Here is a 6,838-nt window from a genome sequence, read left to right as displayed (position 1 = left end):
CCCCCCTCCCTGTTTCGTTACGCCGATCCCCGCGTCCTTGCCGGGCTCGAAGCCTCGTTGAACGCGCCTGAACGGGCGCGGCTACTGGGGCCGAACGAGCGCATGCGGGGCGTGGTGGCAGGCCAGGCCTGGCAACTGCAACAGGACGCCGAGGCGGCGGCACGTTACGCGTCAAGCGAGGCTCCCTTCCGACTGACCCGGCAGCATCTGCAAGGCATCGAGGCATGGCGCAGGCAATTGATGCTGCAACCCTTGGCCGCGCAATACGCCATCTCCCTCGAGCGCTTGATCGACTGGTACCAAGAGCATCACGCAACGGGCGTCGACAATGAACAAGCGTGTCTCGAATATTGCCGGCGTAAGGCACATGAAGCTCGTATTAGCGACACTCGTGCCCATCCAGAAGAAGAAATATCGTCATGAATACTCTCGACCTTCCCTTCCAGCCCAGCTGCCAGAACGGCAGCGGGGCGATCGGCCACGCCGAATGCGTCACCAAGGTGCTCGTCACCCTGAAACACCAGGACACCCTGGGCCGACCGCTGCCCGCCGGCATCGTCGTCGACGTGCGCGACAGTCGCCAGCGCCCCTATCCCGGGGTGACCGATGAACACGGCGTCAGCACGCATCCTGGGGTGCAGGCCGGGCCCTTCGCCTGGCAGTTGCGCGACGCCCCGGGACGCCATCTGGTCGCCATCGACGACAGGCCGGTGCATCCGGTGGCGGCGGGGCTGGTCGCCCCGGAAGCCCTGGCCATCATGAACGCGACCACGGTGGTCGCGACCTATCTGCCGCCGCCGCTCCTGATCGACCTGCATGCGCCGCAGACGACGCCAGCGTTCGCTATCGCATCGATCGCGCCTGGGAGGCGCTGACCCGGGCCATCGTCGATGAAGCGCGGCGCATCATGGCGGCGCTCCCGCCGGGACCGCTGGATTCAGAGACACCCCTGCCCGAGTACGACCTGCTCAAGCCCCTGGCCCATCGGGGCACCATCAGCGAAACGCTAGCCCGGATCTTCGCCCGGCAGTTGCGCCAACTCGGCCAGCGTGACGGCTGGCAGCCAAGGGATGTCGAGGTGCGCCCGGCGCTGGGGTTGGTGGGGTTTGTTTCGCTGAAAAAAGACCCTTTCTTTGAGCCAAAACTGGGCTCGGAAATCTTTAAAGAAATAGACCAATCCACTTGGTTGTTCGAGCATTCGGCGATGAAATATCCGACCGAAGAGATTTTTACTAAGAGCTATAAGCTCGGCATCATGGATAGAATCAAGGGGGGCTCGGGCTTTGGGCAATACTAAGCGCAAGAAGGTATCCCACTGCATCCAGCTGGTATTCACACTAATCGTTAGTGTGATGCTAACAGCATGTGCTTTTGATGGGTCGCAGCCTGGTGAAAAACTAGGCCCTGTCATGGTGCTCGGTGTTTCCAGTGATGGTCGTTACGCCATCAGCACCCATCTCTCCAAGCATCTGGTGCTTTGGGACCTGGAACAGCAAAGCCGCGAGATTCTCTCGACAAACGCCAATATCTACAGCGCCTATTTTATTCATGATCGCGATGCTTTCCTTTGGCAGGACTTGAATGATCAAGTGCGGGTACAGACGGTCGATGGTGAAGTGTTCCAACAATTCGCGCACTTCCCCACCTATGGCCATGTGATGGATACCTCTCTCGAGCACTATATTGCCTCGGACGAGGAGTGGAACCTCTTCCATGGACATGGCGGCGATATGCAGACCATTCTTAGCGATGGGGATGTTCCTGGCGTCGTGAGCGCAGGGAAGTTACTGCATATCAGCTTGTCGGAGGAACGCGGTCTATTCACCACGGCCGGCTACGACAATCGCGAGCGCTTCGACCTCGAAGAGCATCCACCCATTGTGGAGGGCCAATCATTCGGCAACTATGGCGGAGTCTTTCTCTGGGATATCAAGACTCTCAAGCCTATCGCACAATTACCGGGCAATAGCGTCAAGGTCGATGCCGCCATCAGCCCCGATGGTCAATGGGTCGTTACCGGCGATGAAAATACCATAGGACTCTATTGGAATACCGACCAACCTGAAAAACGCCATCGGATGGCGAGCTACTATAGCGGCATTTTCCTTGATAACACCCCTTATGAAGACGGCGATAGCCGCCAGTGGGACAAAAGCGGATTGATACCTACTCCAAAGGCGGAAAAACCCGACCGCTGGGGAGACGATGAGTTAGCCAGCACGATTACCGTCGCCCTCACCTTTATCAACGACAGCGAGGAATTTCTGCGCTTCGGCTACCGCTCCCACTGGGTTGCCCTCTTCGAAGCCGGCAACCCCTGGCCGCAGAAGTATTTCGACCTCGGCGACGACCCGTATCCCTCCACCGCCTCCTACCTGCGCAGCCTGAGCATTGCTACCGCACCCAAGGCCCAGGTGCTGGTCACCGGCCATCGGCATGACGGCGGCATCACCGTCTACCGCTACGATCCGCAGGCGCGCACCCTCAACAAGGAGTGGGTGGGCAAGTGATCGGCCAGCGCATCCTTCGGATAGAGGTGGGGCACAAACGTGGGAAGCCACTCGTAAAAGACGCCATCACTCGTGGCGAATGATGGCGTCCGAGCGCGTATCGGCAGGGTCACGACGGGTCAGTCGTCGTCATCCTTGGGAAAGGCCGGCGCCGATTCGAAGGCGCGCTTGTCGTCCGGCAGCCGAACGGTATCGCCCAGGCTGAGCTTGCCATGCTGCTTGACCCGCTCGCCCTTGGCATCGATCAGGGCGGCGACCTCGCCGATGCTCACGCCATCCTTGTAGGCTTCGACCTTGACGCGCACGTTCATGCCCTCGTGACGCGCCGATACGATGGTGCCGGGATGCGGCTTGCCATCATCGTTGGGGTCCTTGGCGTAGTGGGCCGTGACGGCATCGGCGCCGGGATCGTCCCAGTCGATATGCTTGTGCATGTGTACTCTCCTTGTGGGTTCGCGTACCTGCCCAGCTTAGCCGCTCGCCCCGCCGGAAATCGAGCGGCAACGCAAAAGACGGCCCGGAGGCCGCCTTGCATGACGAGCATCGACGCGCAGAGCGCTTCTAGAAGCGGAAGCTCAGCCCGCCCATCACCACGACGGGGTCGATCTCCACGTCGGCGTCGTAATCGACCCCGCCGATGGTCGCGGTGGCATCGCTGTCGATATCCAGGTACCAGGCCGCGGCGTTGAGCGCCCAGTGCTCGCTGATCAACAGGTCGACTCCCAGCTGGGCGGCGTAGCCCCAGGAGTTGTCGAGTTCGAGATCGCCCACTTCAAGCTCTTCGTCGGAGAAGCGGGTGTAGTTGATGCCGGCGCCCACGTAGGGTTGCACCCGGGCGTCGGTACCGCCGAACGGGTAGTACTGCAGGGTCAGGGTCGGCGGCAGATGCTTGGTCGAGGCATCGATGCCGGTGTCGCCGAGGTTGATGTCGTGCTCGAAGCGTTCGGCGGCCAGCAGCTCGACACCGAGGACGTCGGTAAAGCGATAGCCCAGGGTAAAGGCGAAGGCGCTGTCGTCGTCGACATCCACGTCCAGGCCGAGGTCATCGAAATCGCCGTTGTCGCTTTTCGGCTCGACCTTGGCGACACCGAAGCGGGTGTAGAAGTCGCCCTGGCCATAGGCCATGACCGAGGAGGCGGCGGTCATGGAGGCGAGGAAGACGGCACCGGTCAGAAGGGGCGTAATACGCATGGAAAGACTCCTTGTTGGATCCTGATGATGACCCCTGGCGGCACGTGGCACATCCGGTGTCAGGGCATGAACATAGCGTCCAGTGCCGCTACGTATCGATGCCCAGGTTAACCGGGCCAGGCCGGTATATATTGATCGATGTCATGTTTGAGGGCGGCGAGATGCCGAGGTCGCGCCGAATATTGACCGAAATCAAAAAACCCGCCAATGATGGCGGGTCGCGGAACCAGGGAGGGAAGCGTTTCAGCCCTTGTTGGCGCGCTTGCGCTCGTTCTCCTTGAGGTGCTTCTTGCGCAGGCGGATATGGTGTGGCGTGATCTCGACCAGTTCGTCGTCATCGAGGAACTCGATGGCCTGCTCCAGCGAGAAGCGCACCGGCGGGGTCAGCACGATGTTCTCGTCGTTGCCCGAGGCGCGCATGTTGTCGAGCTTCTTGCCCTTGGTGGGGTTGACCACCATGTCGCTGGCGCGGTTGTTGATGCCCACCAGCATGCCCTCGTAGACCTCGGTGCCGTGGTCGATGATCAGCTTGCCGCGCTCCTGCAGCGCATAGAGGGCGTAGGCCAGCGCCTTGCCGTCGACCATCGACACCAGCACGCCGTTGCGCCGTTCGATGGAGGCGTCCGGCTTGAGCGGGCCGTAGTGGTCGAAACGGCTGGTGAGGATGCCGGTGCCCGAGGTCAGGGTCAGGAACTGGCCCCGGAAGCCGATCAGCCCGCGCGCCGGGATGATGAAGTCGAGCCGCACCCGGCCCTTGCCGTCCGGGTTCATGTTGGTCATCTCGCCCTTGCGGTAGCCCAGCTCTTCCATGATGGCGCCCTGGTGCTGCTCCTCGCAGTCGATGATGACCTCTTCGTAGGGCTCCTGCTTCTCACCGTCGATCTCGCGGATGATCACCTCGGGGCGGCCCACCGCCAGCTCGAAGCCTTCGCGACGCATGGTCTCGATCAGCACCGAGAGGTGAAGCTCACCGCGGCCGGAGACCTTGAACTTCTCGGGTGACTCGCCTTGCTCGACGCGCAGCGCAACGTTGTGGATCAGTTCCTGGTCGAGACGATCCTTGATGTTGCGGCTGGTGACGTACTTGCCGTCGCGACCCGCGAAGGGCGAGTCGTTGACCTGGAAAGTCATGGAAACGGTGGGTTCGTCGACGGTCAGGGCCGGCAGCGCCTCGACGGCGTTGGGATCGCACAGCGTGTCGGAGATCGCCAGATCGTCGATGCCGGTGATGCAGATGATGTCGCCCGCGGTGGCCTCGTCGGTCTGCACCCGCTCGAGCCCCAGGTGGGTCATCACCTGGCCGATCTTGCCCTTGCGGGTCTCGCCATGCCGCGAGACCACGCTGATCTGCTGGCCGGGGCGCACGCTGCCGCGCTTGATGCGGCCCAGACCGATGACGCCGACGTAGCTTGAGTAGTCCAGCGCCGAGATCTGCATCTGGAAGGTGCCATCGCGTTCGACGTTGGGCGGCTCGACGATGTCGACGATGGACTGGAACATGGGCGTCATGTCGTCGGCCAGTTCATCGGGCTCGGGACCGGCAATGCCGTTCAAGGCCGAGCAGTAGATGATCGGGAAGTCGAGCTGCTCGTCGCTGGCGCCGAGGTTGTCGAACAGGTCGAAGATCTGGTCGATGACCCAGTCCGGACGAGCGCCGGGGCGGTCGATCTTGTTGACCACCACGATCGGCTTCAAGCCCTGGTCGAAGGCCTTCTGGGTGACGAAGCGGGTCTGCGGCATGGGGCCGTCGACGGCATCCACCAGCAGCAGCACGGAATCGACCATCGACATCACGCGCTCGACCTCGCCGCCGAAGTCGGCGTGCCCGGGGGTGTCGACGATGTTGATGTGATAGACATCGCCATCTGGTGCCTGCCAGCGGATCGCCGTGTTCTTCGCCAGAATGGTGATGCCACGTTCCTTCTCCTGGTCGTTGGAGTCCATGATGCGCTCCTGCCCCTCGGCCTTGCGGTCCAGGGTGCCGGACTGACTCAGAAGTTTGTCGACCAGGGTGGTCTTGCCGTGGTCGACGTGAGCGATGATGGCTATGTTGCGAAGTTTCTCGATCACGACGGGATCCTGCAGGGAAATAGGTGGCGCATTATAGTGGCTACGCCCCCATGGCTGCCACCTCAATCCCGCAGAGTCAGTTTGCCGAGCAGGTAATCGAACAGTCGTCCGGGGCTCTGGGCAATGGGCTGGCTGATGGGAATGCGCGGCAAGGCGAGTGGGTCGTGGTGATGAGGCAGCCAGCCTCCGCCGCCCGCCAGGGCGGAGGGCACGCCGCACTGCTTGACGATATGCCGGACCCTGGGCGAGGGGTGTTCATCGGGATAGGCGAAGAGCGGCAGGGGGTCGCGGCACAGGCACCGCAGTTCCTGCAGGGAGCGACGTACCTGCCAGCGGATGCGCTCGTCGCTTTGTGTCTCGAAGGCCCCGAAGGTCACGCCTCGGGCGCCAAAGCGGATCAACCCGCCGTTTTCCAGGCGCCGTACGCTGAAGGGGTCGATTCCCTGAGGTGGCTGGTCGAGCAGGCGATGCAGGTGATCGGCGATCTCGTTGAGCTGTCGTGGGTCGGTATCGGCCAGTCGGCCGAAATAGGTGAGCAGGGCTCGACTGTAGGCGTGCCCGGGATGGGTCGGAGGCATCGGCGGCAAGGGCAGGCCGGCATCGCCGAGGGTGTCGCGGATGGTTGCCACCGATTGGCGCTGCCAGAGCCCTTCGCCGATGACCTCCCGCCAGGCGCCGCTGGGCCGGCCCAGCCATCCGGTAGTGACGAAGATGCTTGCCGGGATGGCGTAGTGTTCGAGCAGCGGTGCCGCGATGTCGGCGTTGTCCCGCCAGCCGTCATCGAAGGTGAGGGCGACCCTGGCCTGGGGAGCAAGATGGGGCGCAATGGCCGTGGGCAGGCAGACCAGGCCGGCCATGTCGTTCAGGCTGATCAGCAGGCGTTCGAAGCTCTCGGGCCCCAGGCACCAGGGGGCGCGATGAGGGAGTCGCGCCTCGGCCTCGCTGGGCAGCACACGATGCAATACCAGGATCGCAGTGCGCCCCGGCAGAGGGTCCACCAGGCTGCGTCGCCAATGGCCACGCAGGCGTTGTACCAGTTCCTGAGCGAGGTCCAGGGCACTCATGGC

The 6,838-nt window shown here is 62.7% G+C and carries 8 protein-coding genes; 4 read left to right on the top strand and 4 right to left on the bottom strand.

Annotation, left to right across the window (positions count from 1 at the left end; genetic code table 11):
* From BUA41_RS12715 to BUA41_RS12700, 4 genes are all read left to right on the top strand, one after another.
* A partial coding sequence (locus BUA41_RS12715; RefSeq protein ID WP_175546971.1) for a hypothetical protein occupies positions 1-423 on the top strand: 423 nt, incomplete at its 5' end.
* Entirely contained in the window at positions 420-875 is a 456-nt protein-coding gene (locus BUA41_RS12710; RefSeq protein ID WP_072823448.1) for a hypothetical protein, read from the top strand. The genes BUA41_RS12715 and BUA41_RS12710, both read left to right, overlap by 4 nt.
* A 32-nt stretch (positions 876-907) precedes the next feature.
* A complete protein-coding gene (locus BUA41_RS12705; protein WP_072823446.1) occupies positions 908-1,297 on the top strand; it encodes a hypothetical protein in 390 nt (129 codons plus the stop codon).
* A 112-nt stretch (positions 1,298-1,409) separates the two neighbouring features.
* On the top strand, positions 1,410-2,510 hold the full coding sequence (locus BUA41_RS12700; RefSeq protein ID WP_139249126.1) for a WD40 repeat domain-containing protein: 1,101 nt from the start codon (positions 1,410-1,412) through the stop codon (positions 2,508-2,510).
* 119 nt (positions 2,511-2,629) lie between these two features.
* On the opposite strand, the gene BUA41_RS12695 is transcribed toward BUA41_RS12700, so the two are convergent.
* The 4 genes from BUA41_RS12695 to BUA41_RS12680 all read right to left on the bottom strand — a co-directional run bounded on the left by BUA41_RS12695 (position 2,630) and on the right by BUA41_RS12680 (position 6,835).
* The gene (locus tag BUA41_RS12695) at positions 2,630-2,944 is read right to left on the bottom strand and encodes a hypothetical protein (protein ID WP_072823442.1); all 315 of its coding nucleotides are present in this window, start codon (positions 2,942-2,944) and stop codon (positions 2,630-2,632) included.
* Positions 2,945-3,071: 127 nt separating this feature from the next.
* Entirely contained in the window at positions 3,072-3,701 is a 630-nt protein-coding gene (locus BUA41_RS12690; RefSeq protein ID WP_072823440.1) for an OmpW/AlkL family protein, read from the bottom strand.
* 243 nt (positions 3,702-3,944) lie between these two features.
* Positions 3,945-5,771, bottom strand: coding sequence for a translational GTPase TypA (gene typA / locus BUA41_RS12685; protein WP_072823438.1), 1,827 nt, complete (start codon positions 5,769-5,771; stop codon positions 3,945-3,947).
* 62 nt (positions 5,772-5,833) lie between these two features.
* Complete coding sequence (locus BUA41_RS12680) at positions 5,834-6,835, bottom strand: polysaccharide deacetylase family protein (protein ID WP_072823433.1); 1,002 nt, start codon at positions 6,833-6,835, stop codon at positions 5,834-5,836.
* Positions 6,836-6,838: the final 3 nt, after the last annotated feature.

The organism is Modicisalibacter ilicicola DSM 19980, assembly GCF_900128925.1.
In the GTDB taxonomy this organism is placed as follows: Bacteria; Pseudomonadota; Gammaproteobacteria; order Pseudomonadales; family Halomonadaceae; genus Modicisalibacter; species Modicisalibacter ilicicola.
The sequence above is the reverse complement of the archived record's forward strand: the minus strand, read 5'-3'. Positions and strand labels throughout refer to the sequence as shown.

Bases quoted from the DNA above. Each gene is read 5' to 3' on its own strand.
- BUA41_RS12710 (WP_072823448.1), top strand. From the start codon at position 420: ATGAATACTCTCGACCTTCCCTTCCAGCCCAGCTGCCAGAACGGCAGC.
- BUA41_RS12705 (WP_072823446.1), top strand. From the start codon at position 908: ATGGCGGCGCTCCCGCCGGGACCGCTGGATTCAGAGACACCCCTGCCC.
- BUA41_RS12700 (WP_139249126.1), top strand. From the start codon at position 1,410: ATGGTGCTCGGTGTTTCCAGTGATGGTCGTTACGCCATCAGCACCCAT.
- BUA41_RS12695 (WP_072823442.1), bottom strand. From the start codon at position 2,944: ATGCACAAGCATATCGACTGGGACGATCCCGGCGCCGATGCCGTCACG.
- BUA41_RS12690 (WP_072823440.1), bottom strand. From the start codon at position 3,701: ATGCGTATTACGCCCCTTCTGACCGGTGCCGTCTTCCTCGCCTCCATG.
- BUA41_RS12680 (WP_072823433.1), bottom strand. From the start codon at position 6,835: ATGAGTGCCCTGGACCTCGCTCAGGAACTGGTACAACGCCTGCGTGGC.